Here is an 18,882-nt window from a genome sequence, read left to right on the forward strand (position 1 = left end):
TGGACCGGCTCAGGTTCGGACCGGCCCGGGACCGACCGGGAACCGGTCCGGCTAAGCCTCCGCCGATCCCTCTGCGGCGCCCTCCCACTCCCACGCGATCCCCACCATGCCCGGCCGGACCCGGGGCTCGACCACGTGGACGCTGCGGTACGGATGCGTCACCGGCAGCTCGACGCGGCCGCCGCGCGGGGCCGCCGGGGAGACCTGGCTGAAGCGGTGGCAGCGCACCGGCAGCTCGGGGCTGTCGAAGCGGACCTGGAGCGCGTACTGGCCGCCCAGCGCGCCGAACCGGTGCACGTACTCGTGCGAGACCCCGGCCGTGCCGTCGGCCACGCCGTACCGGAACAGGAAGGTGTCGCCACGGCGCAGCCGGGTCCCGAAGAGCAGCTCGGCCGCCAGGACCCCCGTGTCCCGGTCGAACAGGACGCGTCCGGTACGGCAGTTCTCCAGGGCGCGGACGGCCATGCCGCGCGGGTCGCAGCCGGGGTCGCCCTGGTGGACGGCGACGAAGCGGTCCACGCCGTCGCGGTGGGCGCGCACGATGTGCTCGGACTCGCGGGCGGCCAGCTCGCGCCGGGTGCCGATCCGGACGCGTTCATGGTGGCCGAGGACGTGCAGACCGCCGTCGGAGGTCCAGCCCAGCTCGGCCTGGAGGCGGCGCAGCACCCCGGAGGTCTCCAGCAGGGAGCGGTAGGAGCGGGTCGCCGGGCGGCCGTGCACGGAGCGGTCACCGGACTCGGCGAGCAGACGGATCAGGGACTCCTCCGGCAGCCGCAGGATCTCCTCCAGCGCGCGTACGGCCCGCAGCGACTCGGGGCGCTGCGGTCGGCGCGCCCCCTGCTGCCAGTAACTCAGGCTGGTCAGGCCCACCCTGACCCCGTGGCGGGTCAGATGGTGCTGCACACGCTGGAGCGGCAGCCCGCGCGCGGCTATCGCGGCGCGCAGCGCCACGTGGAAGGGGCCGCCCCGCAGGACCGCGTCCAGCTCGGGCACGTCCGGGGGAGCGGCGGCGTCCGTGTGCTCTGTGACATGCCACATGCACAGAAGCCTTTCTGTGAGGTGTCACCTCGGCTGGTCAGACCGAGGCGCGGGGTTGTGCTGCCACCCCGTGGGGCACCGGGGCGCGCCGGCATACGGCACGCCGTGCGCGTGTGCCGTGCGGGCGCCGCCCCGAGTTCCCCCGCATTGAAGCGTGTTGACTTGGACCCGACAACACCTCGGACAGTGCGGTGGCCCACACGCCACCCCCGTGCGGCGCCCCGCGCGGGGCCCGTGGTCCCCGTCCGGAGCGGCCTTCCGCAACGCTCCCGTCACCCCGCCGTCACCCCGCGCACGCCCGCCGGCCGGGCCCGTGCGCCGTACGGGTGCCGGCGTTGTCCACAGGCCCGACGCGGTGTCGGTCCTCGCCAGTAGGGTGTGAGACATGGCCGACCCCTCCAGCTACCGCCCCAGGCCGGGAGACATCCCGGACTCCCCGGGGGTGTACCGATTCCGCGACGAGCACCGCCGGGTGATCTACGTCGGAAAGGCCAAAAGCCTGCGCCAGCGCCTGGCCAACTACTTCCAGGACCTGGCGAACCTGCACCCCCGCACCCGGTCGATGGTCACCACCGCCGCGTCCGTGGAGTGGACCGTCGTGTCCACGGAGGTCGAGGCGCTTCAGCTGGAGTACTCCTGGATCAAGGAGTACGACCCCCGGTTCAACGTCAAGTACCGCGACGACAAGAGCTACCCGTACCTCGCGGTGACCATGAACGAGGAGTTTCCGCGCGTCCAGGTGATGCGCGGTCACAAGAAGAAGGGCGTGCGGTACTTCGGGCCGTACGCCCACGCGTGGGCCATCCGCGACACCGTCGACCTGCTGCTGCGCGTCTTCCCGGTGCGCACCTGCTCGGCCGGCGTCTTCAAGAACGCGGCCCGCACCGGCCGCCCCTGTCTGCTCGGGTACATCGGCAAGTGCTCCGCGCCGTGCGTCGGCCGGATCTCCCCGGAGGACCACAAGGAGCTGGCCGAGGAGTTCTGCGACTTCATGGCGGGCCGCACCGGCACCTACATGCGCCGCCTGGAGAAGCAGATGGCGGAGGCGGCCGACGAGATGGAGTACGAGCGGGCCGCCCGCCTGCGCGACGACATCGGCGCCCTGAAGAAGGCCATGGAGAAGAACGCGGTCGTGCTCGCCGACGCGACCGACGCCGACCTGATCGCCGTCGCCGAGGACGAGCTGGAGGCGGCCGTCCAGATCTTCCATGTGCGCGGCGGCCGGGTGCGCGGCCAGCGTGGCTGGGTCACCGACAAGGTCGAGGAGATCACCACCGGCGCTCTCGTCGAACACGCCCTCCAGCAGCTCTACGGCGAGGAGAGCGGGGACGCGGTGCCCAAGGAGGTGCTGGTCCCGGCGCTGCCCGAGCCGGAGGAGCCGGTCCAGGAGTGGCTGACCGGCAGGCGCGGGGCGAACGTGTCGCTGCGCATCCCCCAGCGCGGTGACAAGAAGGCGCTCATGGAGACCGTGCAGCGCAACGCCCAGCAGGCCCTCGCCCTGCACAAGACCAAGCGCGCCTCCGACCTGACCACGCGCTCGCGCGCCCTGGAGGAGATCGCCGACGCCCTCGGCCTGGACAGCGCCCCGCTGCGCATCGAGTGCTACGACATCTCGCACCTCCAGGGCGACGACGTGGTCGCCTCCATGGTCGTCTTCGAGGACGGCCTCCAGCGCAAGAATGAGTACCGCCGCTTCCAGATCAAGGGCTTCGCCGGTCAGGACGACGTCCGCTCCATGCACGAGGTGATCACCCGCCGCTTCCGGCGCTACCTCGCGGAGAAGGAGCGGTCGGGGGAGTGGACGGCGGAGGAGGGCACGCCGGCGGACGGCGGGGTCTCGCTCACGGGGGACACCGGCGTCGCCGCCGGCACGGGTGTCACCGGCGGGGCGTCGCGCGTCGACGGCGCCTCCCCCACCGGCTCCATGGACCTCGCCGACGGGGAGTCCTCCGTCGACGGTGCGCTTTCCGCCGGCGGGGCGTCTTCCGCCGGCGGCACGCCTTCCGCCCACGGCGCGCCTGGCACCGACGGCACGTCTCTCGCCGCCACCCCGCCCTCCGCCGACGGCACCCCGCGCGACTTCCCGGCCGTTGGCGAGGGCGCCCCGCTTCCCGCCGGCGCGGGCCAGGAGGGCACGCCGGTCTCCGGCCCCGGTGCCAGCCCGAGCCCTGCTGGTGCGAGTCAGGTCGGCACGCAGGTCCCCGGCCCCGGTACCGGCCCGCTTCCCGCCGGTCCGGGTCAGGTCGGCACCCCGGTCTCCGGCCCCGGTGTCAGCCCGAGCCCTGCCGGTCCGGACCAGGACGGCACCCCGGTCCCCGCCCCCGGCGCCAGCCCGAGCCCCGCCCCCGGCCCCAGCCGCGCCCAGGACACCGCCCCCAGCTCCAGCCCCGCGCCCGCCCAAGGCCGCCCCACCCCCGCCCCCCTCCCCGGTCCCGGTCAGGACGGTGACTTCGCCGATCCGCTCAAGGACGAGGACGGACGGCCACGGAAGTTCGCCTACCCGCCTCAGCTCGTCGTGGTCGACGGTGGGCAGCCGCAGGTCGCGGCGGCCCGGCGGGCGCTGGACGAGCTGGGGATCGACGACATCGCCGTGTGCGGTCTCGCCAAGCGTCTGGAGGAGGTCTGGGTGCCCGGCGAGGACGACCCGGTGGTGCTGCCCCGCACCAGCGAGGGCCTCTATCTGCTCCAGCGCGTGCGCGACGAGGCCCACCGCTTCGCCATCACCTACCAGCGCACCAAGCGGTCCAAGCGGCTGCGCTCCGGCCCGCTGGACGACGTGCCCGGCCTCGGGGACACCCGCAAGCAGGCCCTCCTCAAGCACTTCGGCTCGGTCAAGCGGCTGCGCGCCGCGACGGTCGAGCAGATCCAGGAAGTACCCGGCATAGGCCGGAAGACGGCCGAGACCATCGCCGCGGCACTCGCGCGCGCCGTCCCGGCCGGACCCGCCGTGAACACGGCGACAGGAGAGATCATCGACGACGAGGAACCCGGTACGACGGAGGGTTCCCCCGGAGAGCCCGTGAGCGCGGGACTCCCGGACGACCGACGGGGGCAGGAGAGATGACCGAGCACGACACGGGACCCGAGCGGAACGAACGCGCGCAGGGGAAGGCGGGCGAGGCACGGCCACGGGAAGTGGCCGGGGAGAACGGAGCACAGGTGAGTACGGACGGCATGGCGAACGGGGCCCAGGAAGCGGCCATCCCCGAGCTGGTGATCATCTCCGGGATGTCCGGAGCGGGCCGGTCCACCGCGGCCAAGTGCCTGGAGGACCTCGGCTGGTTCGTCGTGGACAACCTCCCGCCCGCGCTGATCCCCACCATGGTGGAGCTGGGCGCCCGCTCGCAGGGCAACGTGGCCCGGATCGCGGTCGTCGTCGACGTGCGCGGCCGGCGCTTCTTCGACAACCTCCGCGAGTCCCTCGCCGACCTCGACGGCCGGGGCGTCACCCGGCGGATCGTCTTCCTGGAGTCCTCCGACGAGGCCCTGGTGCGCCGCTTCGAGTCGGTGCGCCGCCCGCACCCCCTCCAGGGCGACGGCCGGATCGTGGACGGCATCGCGGCCGAGCGCGAGCTGCTGCGCGAGCTGCGCGGCGACGCCGACCTGGTGATAGACACCTCCAGCCTCAACGTGCACGAACTGCGCGCCAAGATGGACGCCCAGTTCGCCGGTGAGGAGGAGCCGGAGCTGCGGGCCACGGTGATGTCCTTCGGCTTCAAGTACGGGCTGCCGGTCGACGCCGACCTCGTCGCCGACATGCGCTTCCTGCCCAACCCGCACTGGGTGCCGGAGCTGCGCCCCTTCACGGGGGTCAACGAGGAGGTCGCCTCCTACGTCTTCAACCAGCCCGGCGCCAAGGAGTTCCTCGACCGCTACGCCGAGCTGCTGCGCCTGATCGCGGCCGGGTATCGGCGCGAGGGCAAGCGGTATGTGACCATCGCCATCGGCTGTACCGGCGGCAAGCACCGCTCGGTCGCGATGTCGGAGAAGCTCGCCGCGCGTCTGGCGGCAGAGGGCGTGGAGACGGTGGTCGTACACCGGGACATGGGACGGGAATGACAGGACGTACACGGCGGCTCGCCGGCCTGCGCCGGGTGGTGCCGGAGGGGCGCGCCGGCCGCGCCATGGCGGAGGCCCGCGCGGGCCGCGCCGAAGCGCGTGGCGGGCGGCCGCGCAGGCGGGGGGCACAGCCCAAGGTGGTCGCCCTCGGCGGCGGCATGGGCCTGTCCGCCTCGCTCGCCGCGCTGCGCCGGATCACCGGCGACCTCACCGCCGTGGTCACGGTGGCCGACGACGGCGGCTCCAGCGGCCGGCTGCGCGACGAACTGGGGGTGCTGCCCCCCGGCGACCTGCGCAAGGCGCTGGCCGCCCTGTGCGGCGACGACGACTGGGGCCAGACCTGGGCCCGGGTCATCCAGCACCGCTTCCACTCCAAGGGCGATCTGCACGACCACGCGGTGGGCAACCTGCTGATCGTCGCGCTGTGGGAACAGCTGGGCGACCATGTGCAGGCCCTGGACCTGGTCGGCAAGCTGCTCGGCGCGCACGGGCGCGTGCTGCCCATGTCGGCGGTGCCGCTGGAGCTCCAGGCGCTGGTCAAGGGGCACGACCCGGAGCGCCCGGACGACGTGGACACGGTGCGCGGCCAGGCCACCGTCGCCCTCACCCCGGGCGAGGTGCAGTCGGTGCACGTCGTGCCGTCGGACCCGCCCGCCGTGCCCGAGGCCGTCGAGGCGGTCCTCGACGCGGACTGGGTGGTGCTCGGACCCGGGTCCTGGTTCTCCTCGGTCATCCCGCATCTGCTGGTCCCGGAGCTGCTCGACGCGCTCACCGAGACCAAGGCGCGCAAGGTGCTCCCGCTGAACCTGGCCCCGCAGCCGGGCGAAACCGAGGGCTTCTCCCCGCAGCGTCATTTGGAGGTTTTGGGGCGACACGCCCCTAAACTCGCCCTGGACGTGGTGCTGGCCGACGAGGCGGCCGTGCCCGACCGCGATTCGCTCACCGAGGCCGCCAAGCGGCTGGGAGCCGCGGTCGAGCTGGCGCCGGTGGCCCGGACCGACGGAACTCCCCGGCACGATCCGGAGCTGTTGGCCGCCGCGTACGACCGTATTTTTCGGATGCATGGAAGGATCGGCCCATGGCGATGACGGCAGCGGTGAAGGATGAGATCTCCCGGCTCCCCGTCACCCGGACCTGCTGCAGGAAGGCGGAGGTCTCCGCCCTTCTGCGGTTCGCCGGCGGCCTCCACCTGGTGAGCGGGCGCATTGTGATCGAGGCGGAGCTGGACACCGCGATGGCGGCCCGCCGGCTCAAGCGGGACATCCTGGAGATCTTCGGCCACAGCTCCGAGCTGATCGTGATGGCGCCCGGCGGTCTGCGCCGGGGCTCGCGTTACGTGGTGCGCGTGGTCGCCGGGGGTGATCAGCTGGCCCGGCAGACGGGCCTGGTGGACGGCCGGGGCCGCCCGATCCGCGGCCTGCCGCCCCAGGTGGTCTCCGGCGCGACCTGTGACGCCGAGGCGGCCTGGCGCGGCGCGTTCCTCGCGCACGGCTCGCTCACCGAGCCCGGCCGGTCCTCCTCGCTGGAGGTGACCTGCCCCGGGCCCGAGGCGGCGCTCGCGCTGGTCGGCGCCGCCCGCAGGCTGTCCATCGCCGCGAAGGCCCGCGAGGTGCGCGGGGTGGACCGGGTCGTCGTCCGCGACGGCGACGCGATCGGCGCCCTGCTCACCCGGCTCGGCGCGCACGAATCGGTGCTGGCCTGGGAGGAGCGGCGGATGCGCCGCGAGGTGCGGGCCACTGCCAACCGGCTCGCCAACTTCGACGACGCCAACCTGCGCCGCTCGGCCCGTGCCGCCGTGGCCGCCGGGGCCCGGGTGCAGCGCGCGCTGGAGATCCTCGCCGACGAGGTGCCCGAGCACCTCGCGGCCGCCGGCCGGCTGCGGATGGAGCACAAGCAGGCCTCCCTGGAGGAGCTGGGCGCGCTCGCGGACCCGCCGCTGACCAAGGACGCGGTCGCGGGCCGTATCCGCCGTCTCCTCGCGATGGCCGACAAGCGCGCCTCCGACCTGGGCATCCCGGGCACGGAGGCCAACCTCTCGGAGGACCTGGCGGACAACCTGGTCGGCTGATCCACCAGGCGATCCACCAGCCGGTCCACCGGCTGGTCCTCGGCCGGTCCATCGGCCGGTTCACGCGGTGAGAGCCGGTGTCGCGCGCCCGTTCGGGTGGTCGGCACCGGCTTTCGCGTGTCCGTGAGGCGCCCTTGACGCCTCCCTGGTGTGACATGAGCCTGGCAATCTGGTCGCCGCTGTGGCGGACCACCACGAGGGGGGTTCATGAGACACCCAGTGAGATCTGTCCTCGCCGCCGGAGTACTCCTGGCGGGCACGGCGGCCCTCGGGCCCGTACCGGCCCAGGCGCAGGCCCGCGCCGCGAGCCCCGTCCAGGCGGACCGCGCCGACGCGGTCAAGGTCTTCCGCGCCGAGGTGACCCGGGCCCAGCTGCCCCTGCTGCTGAAGGCGGGACAGGACGGCCACGAGCTGGACGCGCAGACGGCCGGAGCGGGCCGCAGCACCGTCGAGGTCTACCTCACCGACCGCCAGGCCGGACAGCTGCGCGCGCAGGGCGTCCGCCTCACCGAGCACGAGCTGCCGAAGGCCGCGGACAAGCGGGTCGCGGCCGCCGCGCAAGGCGTCTTCCGCCCGTACAGCGGCAGCGGCGGCCTTGAGGAGGAGCTGCGGCGCACCGCGCGCGAGCACCCCGATCTCGCCAAGGTCGAGTCCATCGGCCGTACCGTCCGGGGCAAGGACATCCTCGCGCTCAAGCTGACCAAGGACGCCCGGCGTTCGAAGGACGGCGCGAAACCCGCCGTGCTGTACCTCTCCAACCAGCACGCGCGCGAGTGGATCACCCCGGAGATGACCCGGCGTCTGATGCACCACTACCTGGACAACTACCGCTCGGACAGAAGAATCAGAAAGATCGTCGACACCACCGAGCTGTGGTTCGTCCTCTCCGCCAACCCCGACGGCTACGACTACACCTTCCAGGGCGACGACACCCGTCTGTGGCGCAAGAACCTGCGCGACCTCAACGGCGACGGCACGATCGGCGCGGGCGACGGCGTCGACCTCAACCGGAACTTCCCCTACAAGTGGGGCTACGACGACGAGGGTTCGTCCCCGAGCCCCGCCTCCGAGACCTACCGGGGCCCCGCCCCCGCCTCCGAGCCCGAGACGAAGGCGCTGGACGCCTTCGAGAAGCGGATCCGCTTCACGTACGCCGTCAACTACCACTCCGCCGCCGAACTCCTCCTCTACGGCATCGGCTGGCAGGTCGCCACGCCCAGCCCGGACGACGTGCTCTACAAGGCGCTGGCCGGTACCCCGGAGCACTCCGCGATCCCCGGCTACCGCCCGCAGATCTCCTCGGAGCTGTACACCACCAACGGTGAGGCGGACGGGCACGCCGCCAACGTCAACGGCCTGGCGATGTTCACCCCCGAGATGTCCACCTGCCAGACGGCCGCCAGGTCCGACCCGGACGACGCCTGGAACCCGGGCGACTGCCGGTCGGTGTTCAGCTTCCCCGACGACGAGCGGCTGATCCAGCGGGAGTTCGAGAAGAACGTCCCCTTCGCGCTGTCCGTCGCCGAGAGCGCCGCCCATCCCGACCGGCCCGCCTCCTCCATCGGTCTGAGCACGGCCGACTTCACCCCGGCCGCCTTCACCACCTCGTACGCGCGCGGGACGGCACAGGAGGTCTCCGTCACCGCGCGCAAGGCGGTCCGCGACAAGCGGCTCGACTACCGCGTCAACGGCGGCCGTACACAGCAGCGGAGCCTGCGCGCCTGGAAGGGCGGCGAGCGCTACGGCGGCGCCGACCACCTCTACTTCGACGAGTACCGCGCGGAGGTGCCCGCCGGCAGGCCCGGTGACCGGGTCGAGGTGTGGTTCAGCGGCAAGGGGAGGAACGGCGCGAAGACCGCCAGTACCCACTTCACCTACACCGTCGAGAAGCGCTCCGCCGCCGACACCCTCGTCGTCGCGGAGGAGGGCGCCAAGGCCGCGCGGGCCACGGCGTACACGGACGCGCTGCGGGCGGCCGGACGCCACGCCCTCGTGTGGGACACCGCGACCCGGGGCGCCCCGGACGCGCTCGGCGTGCTGGACCACTTCCGCACCGTCGTGCACTACGCGGGCCCCGGCGGCCCCGGCAACGCCGTCCAGCTCCAGCTGCGCGCGTACCTCAACGAGGGCGGCCGGCTGATCGAGGCCGGGGAGACGGCCGGAGGCAGCGTCGATCTCGGCGGCGGCAACCGCTCGGACGACTTCAGCCAGTACTGGCTGGGCGCGTACAGCCGCACCCCCGTCAAGGGCGTCACCGCGCTCACCGGCTCCGGCGCCCTCTCCGGGGTCTCCGCCGCCCTCGGCGACGCACCCGGTGACCCGCTCGACGCGGCCGGTGCCTATGGGGTCACCTCCGACGAGCTTCCCGTCGCCGGCTACCCGCAGTTCAGGAGCGCGGGCGCGGGCGCCTTCGCCGGAGCCCCCACCCCGTACGGCCCGTACTCCGGCTCCTACATGGCCGCCGCGGTCCACACCGACGACGCCTACAAGCGCCTCACCCGCACCGTCGACCTCACCGGTGTCACCGCCGCCGACAAACCCGCGCTGAGCACCCGGCTGCTGTGGGACACCGAGCCCGGCTACGACCACGCCGTCGTCGAGGTCCACACCGTGGGCGCCGACGACTGGACGACCCTGCCCGAGGCGGGCGGCGCGACCCGCACGACCGTGCCCGAGGAGTGCGGGGCCGGGTTCCTGATCGGCGAGCACCCCTGGCTGCGCCACTATCTGACGCTCTTCGGCGGCGCCTGCACCGCGACCGGCACCACCGGTGCCTGGCACAGCCTCACCGGTGCCTCCGCGGGCTGGCAGCACACGGAGTTCGACCTGAGCGCGTACGCGGGCCGGACCGTCGAGGTGTCCGTCTCCTATGTCACCGACCCCGGCAGCGGCGGCCACGGCGTCCTCGTGGACGACGCCTCCCTCGTCGTCGGCGGCAGCGCGCGGGACACCGAGGGCTTCGAGACCTCGCTGGGCCCCTGGCGCGCGGCCGGACCCCCGCCCGGCAGCCCCGGTGTGCTGAAGGACTGGACGCGCACCGGCGCCCTGTTCCGTACCTACGGAGCGGTCACCACCCGCGACACGGTGCTGCTCGGATTCGGCCTGGACCAGGTGTCCTCGCCGGCCGCCCGGACCGCCCTGATGCGCAAGGCGCTGACCGCGCTCGGCAGATGACGGAGGCCGCCTCTCACAGGTGAGCGAGACCCCCTCTCAACGGTGCGCGGGAGCACCCGACATCAGGTGAGCCGACACCCTCACGAACGAGTGAAATACCCGCCCGGAACGACGGTCAGTCCCTGACAAAAAGGAGTGAAACGACCGCCGTTCCGGGCCGGTCCGTACCCTACTGACGGGTAAGGAAGGCCTGCCCGTGTATGCGCCATCTCGATGTCACCCCGGGGGCTGCGGAGAGGTAGGGTCGGGGGTGGTCGGGGACATCCCAAATACAGCTCGCCGGCACCGCATAAGCCGGCGTACCAACGAGGAGATCGGTTCGTGACGATCCGCGTAGGCATCAACGGCTTCGGCCGCATCGGGCGTAACTACTTCCGCGCACTGCTGGAGCAGGGTGCGGACATCGAGATTGTGGCTGTCAACGACCTGGGTGACACCGCGACCACGGCGCACCTGCTGAAGTACGACACGATCCTGGGCCGCCTCAAGGCCGAGGTCACGCACACCGCCGACACCATCACGGTCGACGGCCACACCATCAAGGTGCTCTCCGAGCGCAACCCCGCCGACATTCCGTGGGGCGAGCTGGGCGTCGACATCGTCATCGAGTCGACCGGCATCTTCACCAAGCGCGACGACGCCGCCAAGCACCTGGCCGGCGGCGCCAAGAAGGTCCTCATCTCGGCTCCGGCCAAGGACGAGGACATCACCATCGTCATGGGCGTCAACCAGGACAAGTACGACCCGGCGAAGGACCACGTCATCTCCAACGCCTCGTGTACCACCAACTGCGTGGCGCCGATGGCCAAGGTCCTGGACGAGAACTTCGGCATCGTCAGCGGCCTGATGACGACGGTGCACGCGTACACCAACGACCAGCGCATCCTTGACTTCCCGCACAAGGACCTGCGTCGCGCCCGCGCCGCCGCCGAGAACATCATCCCGACCACCACCGGTGCCGCCAAGGCCACCGCGCTGGTCCTGCCGCAGCTCAAGGGCAAGCTGGACGGCATCGCGATGCGCGTCCCGGTCCCGACCGGCTCGGCCACCGACCTGGTCGTGGAGCTGCAGCGCGAGGTCACCAAGGACGAGGTCAACGCCGCGTTCAAGAAGGCCTCCGAGGACGGCTCCCTCAAGGGCTTCCTGTCCTACACCGAGGACGAGATCGTCTCCTCCGACATCGTCGGCGACCCCTCCTCCTGCACCTTCGACTCGTCCCTGACCATGGTCCAGGACGGCAAGACGGTGAAGATCCTCGGCTGGTACGACAACGAGTGGGGCTACTCCAACCGCCTCGTGGACCTCACGGTCTTCGTCGGCGAGCAGCTCTGAACGACCCCAGCAGGACCTTGAAGTGAGAGCAGGGCCCGGGCAGCGCACGGCCGCGCTGACCGGGCCCTGCTCTCACGCATGGACCACGCCCTCTTACGATCGGGGGCATCACGAGCCCTCCTCAGGAGTCCACTCAATGAAGACGATCGACGAACTTCTCGCCGACGGCGTGAGCGGCAAGCGGGTCTTCGTCCGCGCCGACCTCAACGTGCCGCTGGCCGACGGGACCATCACCGACGACGGCCGCATCCGTGCCGTCCTGCCCACCGTCAAGGCCCTCGCGGACGCGGGCGCCAAGGTGGTCGTCGCCTCCCACCTGGGCCGCCCCAAGGGCGCCCCGGACCCGGCCTTCTCGCTGCTGCCCGCCGCCGAGCGCCTCGGTGAACTCCTCGGCGCCCCGGTCGCCTTCGCCCAGGACACCGTCGGCCCCGCCGCCCACGCCGCCGTCGACGGCCTGGAGCCCGGCCAGGTCGCGGTCATCGAGAACCTGCGCTTCAACCCCGGTGAGACCTCCAAGGACGACGCGGAGCGCGCCGAGTTCGCGGACCGGCTCGCCGCGCTGGCGGACGTCTATGTGGGCGACGGCTTCGGCGCCGTGCACCGCAAGCACGCCTCCGTCTACGACCTCCCGGCCCGGCTGCCGCACTACGCCGGCTACCTGATCGCCCAGGAGGTCGGTGTCCTGAAGAAGCTCACCGACGACGTCAAGCGTCCGTACGTCGTCGTGCTCGGCGGCGCCAAGGTCTCCGACAAGCTCGCCGTCATCGACCAGCTCCTCGGCAAGGCCGACCGGCTGCTCATCGGCGGCGGCATGGCCTACACCTTCCTCAAGGCCCAGGGCCACGAGGTCGGCATCTCCCTCCTCCAGGAGGACCAGATCCCGACCGTCAAGGAGTACATGGAGCGCGCCGAGAAGAACGGCGTGGAGCTGGTGCTCCCCGTCGACGTCCTGGTCTCCCCGGACTTCCCGGACCTGAAGACCAAGGCGCCCTCCCGGTACACCGTGGTCGACGCGGACAAGATCCCCGCCGACCAGGAGGGCCTGGACATCGGCCCGAAGACCCGGGAGCTGTACGCCTCGAAGCTCGCCGACGCCGAGACCGTCTTCTGGAACGGTCCCATGGGCGTCTTCGAGCACCCCGACTACGCCGAGGGCACCAAGGCGGTCGCCCAGGCTCTCGTCGACTCGGACGGCTTCACCGTCGTCGGCGGCGGTGATTCCGCCGCGGCCGTGCGTACGCTCGGTTTCGACGAGAACGCATTCGGCCACATCTCGACCGGTGGCGGCGCCTCCCTCGAATACCTCGAGGGCAAGACGCTCCCCGGCCTCGCCGCACTGGAGGACTGACCTCGATGGCTGTATCCACTTCCGCCGGCCGCACGCCGATCATGGCGGGCAACTGGAAGATGAACCTCAACCACCTGGAGGCCATCGCCCACGTCCAGAAGCTCGCCTTCGCCCTGGCCGACAAGGACTACGACGCGGTCGAGGTGGCCGTCCTGCCGCCCTTCACCGACCTGCGCTCGGTGCAGACCCTGGTCGACGGGGACAAGCTCAAGATCAAGTACGGCGCCCAGGACATCTCCGAGCACGACTCCGGCGCCTACACCGGTGAGATCTCCGGCCCGATGCTGGCCAAGCTCAAGTGCTCCTACGTGGTCGTCGGCCACTCCGAGCGCCGCCAGTACCACCACGAGACCGACGACATCGTCAATGCCAAGGTCAAGGCCGCCTTCAAGCACGGCCTCACCCCGATCCTGTGCGTCGGCGAGGAGCTGGACGTCCGCGAGGCCGGCGACCACGTCGCCCACACCCTCCGCCAGGTCGAGGGCGGCCTGAAGGACGTCCCGGCCGACCAGGCCGAGAACGTCGTGATCGCCTACGAGCCCGTGTGGGCCATCGGCACCGGCAAGGTCTGCGGCTCCGACGACGCCCAGGAGGTCTGCGGCGCGATCCGCGGCAAGCTGGCGGAGCTGTACTCGCAGGAGGTGGCCGACAAGATCCGCATCCAGTACGGCGGCTCCGTGAAGGCGGCCAACGTGGCCGAGATCATGGCCAAGCCCGACATCGACGGCGCCCTGGTCGGCGGTGCCTCGCTGGACACGGACGAGTTCGTCAGGATCGTGCGCTTCCGCGACCAGTGATCGGCTGCGATCATCAGCCGTGATCAAGACCGTGAGTAGGCGGTAGCGGCGATACGTCGTACCCTTGCGAGGGGCATGGCCAGGGTGCCGTGCCCCGTCGTCCATCCGAATCCGAGGAAGTTGGTCCAGCCGTGGTTTTGGGGTTCTCGATCGCCCTGATCGTCTTCAGCCTGCTGCTGATGCTGCTGGTGCTGATGCACAAGGGCAAGGGCGGCGGTCTCTCCGACATGTTCGGCGGCGGCATGCAGTCCTCCGTCGGCGGCTCCTCGGTCGCCGAGCGCAACCTCGACCGCATCACCATCGTGATCGGTCTGCTGTGGTTCGCGTGCATCATCGTCCTCGGCATCCTGATGAAGTCGAACGCCTGACGCGCACGTCCGCACCGCACAACTCCATACATCCCGTACGTAAAGCCCCATGTTCGGTACGCGCTCCACGGCGCGGCCTATCATGGGGCTTGCGTCTGGGCGGGGACCGTACCTCCCATCACTGGACGCGCGTTGGGCCTTACGTAGACTGAGGCGCTCGCGGCGAAGCGAAAGGCCGACCTGCTTCGCGGCACCATCACGCAGGGAGTTACGACCGTGGCAAGTGGCAACGCGATCCGAGGAAGCCGGGTCGGGGCGGGGCCGATGGGCGAGGCAGAGCGCGGGGAGTCCGCTCCGCGGCTGCGCATCTCCTTCTGGTGCTCCAACGGGCACGAGACCCAGCCGAGCTTCGCCAGCGACGCGCAGGTCCCCGACACCTGGGACTGCCCGCGCTGCGGCTTCCCGGCCGGTCAGGACCGGGACAACCCGCCGGACCCGCCGCGCACCGAGCCCTACAAGACGCACCTGGCCTACGTCCGGGAGCGGCGCAGCGACGCGGACGGCGAGGCGATCCTTGCCGAGGCGCTCGCCAAACTGCGGGGCGAGATCTAGCAGTTCACACCCGGCCGGGTGCCCTGGGGCGCCCGGCCGGAGCCGTGCCGTCCGGCGCTCCATGACCCGTTGTCAGTGGTGCCCGCTACGGTTCACGCATCGATGGAACGTGTGTCGATGAGGCGTGTGCCGACGGGGATCAGGGGGGACGGATGGCCGGGGCGGTGGCGGCTGAGGAGCGGGCGCCCGCGTGGCGCGGGGGGTTCGGGAGGCTGTGGACGGCCGCGATCGTCTCCCGCGTCGGCGACGCGCTGCGCACGGTCGCGCTGCCGCTGCTCGCGGTGCGCCTGACGGACGATCCGCTCGCGGTCGCCGCCGTCAGCGCCTGCGGCTATGTGCCCTGGCTGCTGTTCGGACTGCTCGGCGGGGCGGTCGCCGACCGGGTGGACCAGCGCCGGGCCATGTGGTCGGTCGATCTCGTACGGGCCCTGCTGGTCGCCGCCTTCGCCCTCGCCGTCGGTCTGGGGCACGCCTCGCTTCCGCTGCTCATCGCCCTGGCCTTCGGCCTGACCGCCCTTCAGACACTCTTCGACAACGCCGCCACGGCCCTGCTGCCCTCCCTGGTCGGGCCCGGCGAACTCGGCTCCGCCAACGCCCGGCTGATGACAGGTCAGCAGATCGCCGGCGGGCTGCTCACCGGACCGTTCGTGCCGCTGCTGTTCGCCGCCGGGGCCGCGGTGCCCTTCGCCGCCGACGCGGGCACCTTCGTGGCCGCCGCCGCGCTCGTGGCCTCCCTGCGCGTCACGCCCCCGGAGCGCGCGCCCCGGCCGCAGGGCGGCACCCTGCGCGCCGAGACCGCCGAGGGACTGCGCGCGCTGTGGCGGGACCCCGCGTTGCGCGCCGTCTGCGTGGCCACCCTGCTGTGCAACATCGGCATGGGCGGCCTCATCGCCACCCTGGTCCTGCACATCACCGGCTGGCTGCACGCGGGCGACTCCGGCTACGCGGCCGCCATGTCGCTGTACGCGGCCGGAAGCATCGCCGGGGGCTTCCTGGCCCAGCGGATGGCCCGCCGCACCGGACGCGTGCGGGCCCTGGTCCTCGGCGGCACCGTGCAGACCGGTGCGCTCCTCCTCATGGGCTCGGTACGCCACCTGTCCGCGCTCCTCGTCGCACTTGCCCTGCTCGGCGCCATGGGCATGGTGTGGAACGTCAACCAGACGACGCTGATGCAGCAGCGCGCCCCCGCGTCCATGACCGGGCGGGTTTCCGCCGCGTTCCGCACCGCCTCCGTCGCCGGGGCCCCGCTCGGCGCGCTCCTCGCCGGGGGCGCCGCCCGTCTCCTCGGCCTCCAGGCCCCGGCCCTGCTCGCGGGCGCCCTCTTCGCCCTGGCCGTCGTCGCACTGATACCGGCGCGGCGCGCGGACGTATCAGTGGGCACGACGCGGGAGGACACCGCCACCGTCTCTCCCGCCCACTGATCAACTAGGTTGGTTCCGCCGCCGGGCAAGGTCGCGGCAGGACAGGCCCAGGAAGGAAGGCTGAAGTCGGAGATGAACGCAGACGGCCGTACCAGGCTCAACCAGTTGCCCGAGTGGAACGCCCTCGCCCGGCACCGCGAGGATGTCGCCGGCACCGGTCTGCGGGAGATGTTCGCCGCCGATCCCGCACGCGGTACCCGCTACACCGTCCAGGTCGGTGACCTCTACATCGACTACAGCAAGAACCTGGTCACGGACGAGACGCTCGCGCTGCTGCGGGAACTCGCCACCGCCACGGACGTGTTCGGGCTGCGGGACGCGATGTTCCGTGGTGAGCGGATCAATGTGACCGAGGACCGGGCGGTGCTGCACACCGCGCTGCGGGCGCCGCGCGAGGCGGTCGTCGAGGTCGACGGCGAGAACGTCGTCCCGGCCGTGCATGCCGTGCTCGACAAGATGGCCGGCTTCGCCGACCGCGTCCGCTCGGGCGAGTGGACCGGCCACACCGGCAAGCGCATCAAGAACGTCGTGAACATCGGCATCGGCGGCTCCGACCTCGGTCCCGCCATGGCGTACGAGGCGTTGCGGGCGTTCACGGACCACGAGCTGACCGTGCGGTTCGTGTCCAACGTGGACGGCGCGGACCTGCATGAGGCGATCCGGGATCTGGACCCGGCGGAGACGCTGTTCATCGTGGCGTCGAAGACGTTCACGACGATCGAGACCATCACGAACGCGACGTCCGCGCGGCAGTGGCTTCTTGAGTCGCTGGGTGACGAGAAGGCTGTGGCGCGGCACTTCGTGGCGCTGTCCACGAACGCCGAGAAGGTCTCCGGGTTCGGGATCGACGTGGACAACATGTTCGAGTTCTGGGACTGGGTCGGCGGGCGGTACTCGTTCGACTCGGCGATCGGTCTGTCGCTGATGATCGCGATCGGTCCGGAGCGGTTCCGTGAGCTGCTGGACGGCTTCCGGATCGTGGACGAGCACTTCCGCACGGCTCCGGCGGAGGCCAACGCGCCTTTGCTGCTGGGGCTGTTGGGGATCTGGTACAACAACTTCTTCGACGCGCAGTCGCTGGCGGTGCTGCCGTACAGCCACTATCTGTCCAAGTTCACCGCGTACTTGCAGCAGCTGGACATGGAGTCCAACGGCAAGTCGGTGCAGCGGGACGGGGCGCCGGTGGAGTGGCAGACCGGCCCCGTCGTCTGGGGCACCCCGGGCACCAACGGGCAGCACGCGTACTACCAGTTGATCCACCAGGGCACGAAGCTGATCCCGGCGGACTTCATCGGATTCGCGCGCCCGGCCGAGGAGTTGAGCGACGCGCTCAAGGGCCAGCACGACCTGCTGATGGCCAACTTCTTCGCCCAGACCCAGGCCCTCGCCTTCGGCAAGACGGCGGAGGAAGTACGGGCGGAAGGGGTGCCGGAGGAACTCGTCGCGGCCAAGACCTTCCAGGGCGACCGGCCGACGACCACCATCCTGGCCCCCGAACTGACCCCCTCCGTACTCGGCCAGCTCATCGCCCTCTACGAACAGAAGGTCTTCGTCCAGGGCGCCGTCTGGAACATCGACTCCTTCGACCAGTGGGGCGTCGAACTCGGCAAGGTCCTCGCCAAGCGGATCGAGCCCGCCCTGACCGAGGGTGCCGAGGTACCGGGCCTCGACCCGTCGACCAAGGCGCTGGTGACCGAGTACCGGGAACTGCGCGCCCGGGGCTGACGCAGGGGGCCACCCCGGGGCTTGCCTCGCCGGGCCTGCCCCGGGCCTCCCGCCCAGGTCTCCAGACCTGCCTCCGCCGGGTCCCCGGGTCTGCCCACGGGGCCTTCGGCCCTCCCCTTGCTCTCCTTCCTCGGAACCTCGGGGCTGCCTGGTCTCCCCTTCCCGAGGCCCGGGGCTGTCGGTCGGAGCTGTGCGCCGGGGTCGCCGCCGGCTCACGGGTCTGTGCCTCGGGCCAGCCCCGGGGCCTGCCGGGTCCGTCACCCGGATCGGCGTCCCCGGGCCCCCGGGCTGCTCACCCCCGGGGCGCTGGGCCTGCCGCCCAGGTCAGCACCTCGGACCTGCCTTTTCGATCCCGCGCCCTGCCCTCCGGGCCGCGCCCGAGCCTGCCGGGTCCGGGCCCCGGGCCAGCCTCCCGGGGCCCGCCGGGTCTGTCGCCCGGCTTGGTGTTCCCGGGCCTCGGGACCTTCGGGTCTGTGCCCTGGGCGTTCCCCTCGTCGGGGCCGTGGGTCTTCCCTTGCCGGGTCCCCAGGGCTCGCCCCGGATCCGCGTCCTCGGACCTGGTCCCTGGGCCCCGGCCCCGTGAGGTCAGTCCGGGGCTGTGCCCCGCGCCTGCCTTCCGGGTCTGCCCGGTCTGTCGCGTGGCTTGGTGTTCCCGGACCCGGGGGCCTCCGAGCCTGTGTCCTGGGCGTTCTCCTCGTCGGGCCCGTTGGGTCTCCCCTTGCCGGGTCCGTGTCCTCAGGCCCGGTCCCCGGGCCCCGGCCCCGTGAGGTCAGTCCGGGTCTGTGCCCCGCGTCTGCCTTACGGGCCCGCCGGGTCTGTCGCCCGGCCTGGTGTCCCCAGGCCTTCCGGGCCGCCTTCCCCGGGGCGCTGGGCCTGCCGCCCAGGTCAGCACCTCGGACCTGCCCTTTCGATCCCGCGCCCTGCCCTCCGGGCCGTGTCCCCGGCCAGCCTCCCCAGGGCCCGTCGGGTCTATCGCCCGGCCTGGTGGTCCCGGGCCCCG

General features: G+C 72.0%; 13 protein-coding genes. 12 read left to right on the plus strand and 1 reads right to left on the minus strand.

Going from position 1 to position 18,882, the window contains the following annotated elements; all coding sequences use genetic code 11:
• Positions 1 to 51: 51 nt before the first annotated feature.
• Positions 52 to 1,038 carry a hypothetical protein gene (locus AB0898_RS18200; RefSeq protein WP_366803934.1) on the minus strand — a complete coding sequence of 329 codons (987 nt, stop codon included), beginning with the start codon at positions 1,036 to 1,038 and terminating at the stop codon, positions 52 to 54.
• A 385-nt stretch (positions 1,039 to 1,423) separates the two neighbouring features.
• On the opposite strand from AB0898_RS18200, the gene uvrC reads away from it, so the two are divergent.
• The 12 genes from uvrC to pgi all read left to right on the plus strand — a co-directional run bounded on the left by uvrC (position 1,424) and on the right by pgi (position 17,882).
• Positions 1,424 to 4,102, plus strand: coding sequence for an excinuclease ABC subunit UvrC (gene uvrC / locus AB0898_RS18205; RefSeq protein WP_366803935.1), 2,679 nt, complete (start codon positions 1,424 to 1,426; stop codon positions 4,100 to 4,102).
• Positions 4,099 to 5,097 carry an RNase adapter RapZ gene (gene rapZ, locus AB0898_RS18210; protein ID WP_366803936.1) on the plus strand — a complete coding sequence of 333 codons (999 nt, stop codon included), beginning with the start codon at positions 4,099 to 4,101 and terminating at the stop codon, positions 5,095 to 5,097. Before uvrC ends, rapZ begins: the two co-directional genes overlap by 4 nt.
• Positions 5,094 to 6,185, plus strand: a complete 1,092-nt coding sequence (gene yvcK, locus AB0898_RS18215; RefSeq protein WP_366803937.1) for a uridine diphosphate-N-acetylglucosamine-binding protein YvcK — start codon at positions 5,094 to 5,096, stop codon at positions 6,183 to 6,185. The genes rapZ and yvcK overlap by 4 nt, the downstream gene beginning before the upstream one ends.
• Positions 6,176 to 7,165, plus strand: a complete 990-nt coding sequence (gene whiA, locus AB0898_RS18220) for a DNA-binding protein WhiA (RefSeq protein WP_366803938.1) — start codon at positions 6,176 to 6,178, stop codon at positions 7,163 to 7,165. Before yvcK ends, whiA begins: the two co-directional genes overlap by 10 nt.
• A gap of 207 nt (positions 7,166 to 7,372) precedes the next feature.
• On the plus strand, positions 7,373 to 10,339 hold the full coding sequence (locus AB0898_RS18225) for a M14 family zinc carboxypeptidase (protein WP_366803939.1): 2,967 nt from the start codon (positions 7,373 to 7,375) through the stop codon (positions 10,337 to 10,339).
• 321 nt (positions 10,340 to 10,660) lie between these two features.
• The gene (gap, locus tag AB0898_RS18230; protein WP_366803940.1) at positions 10,661 to 11,671 is read left to right on the plus strand and encodes a type I glyceraldehyde-3-phosphate dehydrogenase; all 1,011 of its coding nucleotides are present in this window, start codon (positions 10,661 to 10,663) and stop codon (positions 11,669 to 11,671) included.
• 136 nt (positions 11,672 to 11,807) lie between these two features.
• On the plus strand, positions 11,808 to 13,019 hold the full coding sequence (locus AB0898_RS18235; protein ID WP_366803941.1) for a phosphoglycerate kinase: 1,212 nt from the start codon (positions 11,808 to 11,810) through the stop codon (positions 13,017 to 13,019).
• Between the two features lie 41 nt (positions 13,020 to 13,060).
• On the plus strand, positions 13,061 to 13,816 hold the full coding sequence (gene tpiA / locus AB0898_RS18240) for a triose-phosphate isomerase (protein ID WP_366804086.1): 756 nt from the start codon (positions 13,061 to 13,063) through the stop codon (positions 13,814 to 13,816).
• 131 nt (positions 13,817 to 13,947) lie between these two features.
• Entirely contained in the window at positions 13,948 to 14,184 is a 237-nt protein-coding gene (gene secG, locus AB0898_RS18245; protein WP_161178236.1) for a preprotein translocase subunit SecG, read from the plus strand.
• A gap of 216 nt (positions 14,185 to 14,400) precedes the next feature.
• Positions 14,401 to 14,736: an RNA polymerase-binding protein RbpA gene (locus AB0898_RS18250; protein WP_003957010.1), complete on the plus strand. Its 336-nt coding sequence runs from the start codon at positions 14,401 to 14,403 to the stop codon at positions 14,734 to 14,736.
• Positions 14,737 to 14,888: 152 nt separating this feature from the next.
• Complete coding sequence (locus AB0898_RS18255) at positions 14,889 to 16,157, plus strand: MFS transporter (protein WP_366803942.1); 1,269 nt, start codon at positions 14,889 to 14,891, stop codon at positions 16,155 to 16,157.
• Between the two features lie 72 nt (positions 16,158 to 16,229).
• Positions 16,230 to 17,882, plus strand: coding sequence for a glucose-6-phosphate isomerase (gene pgi / locus AB0898_RS18260; RefSeq protein WP_366803943.1), 1,653 nt, complete (start codon positions 16,230 to 16,232; stop codon positions 17,880 to 17,882).
• Positions 17,883 to 18,882 lie beyond the last annotated feature (1,000 nt).

This window comes from Streptomyces sp. NPDC005435, from assembly GCF_040703155.1.
Taxonomy (GTDB): domain Bacteria; phylum Actinomycetota; class Actinomycetes; order Streptomycetales; family Streptomycetaceae; genus Streptomyces.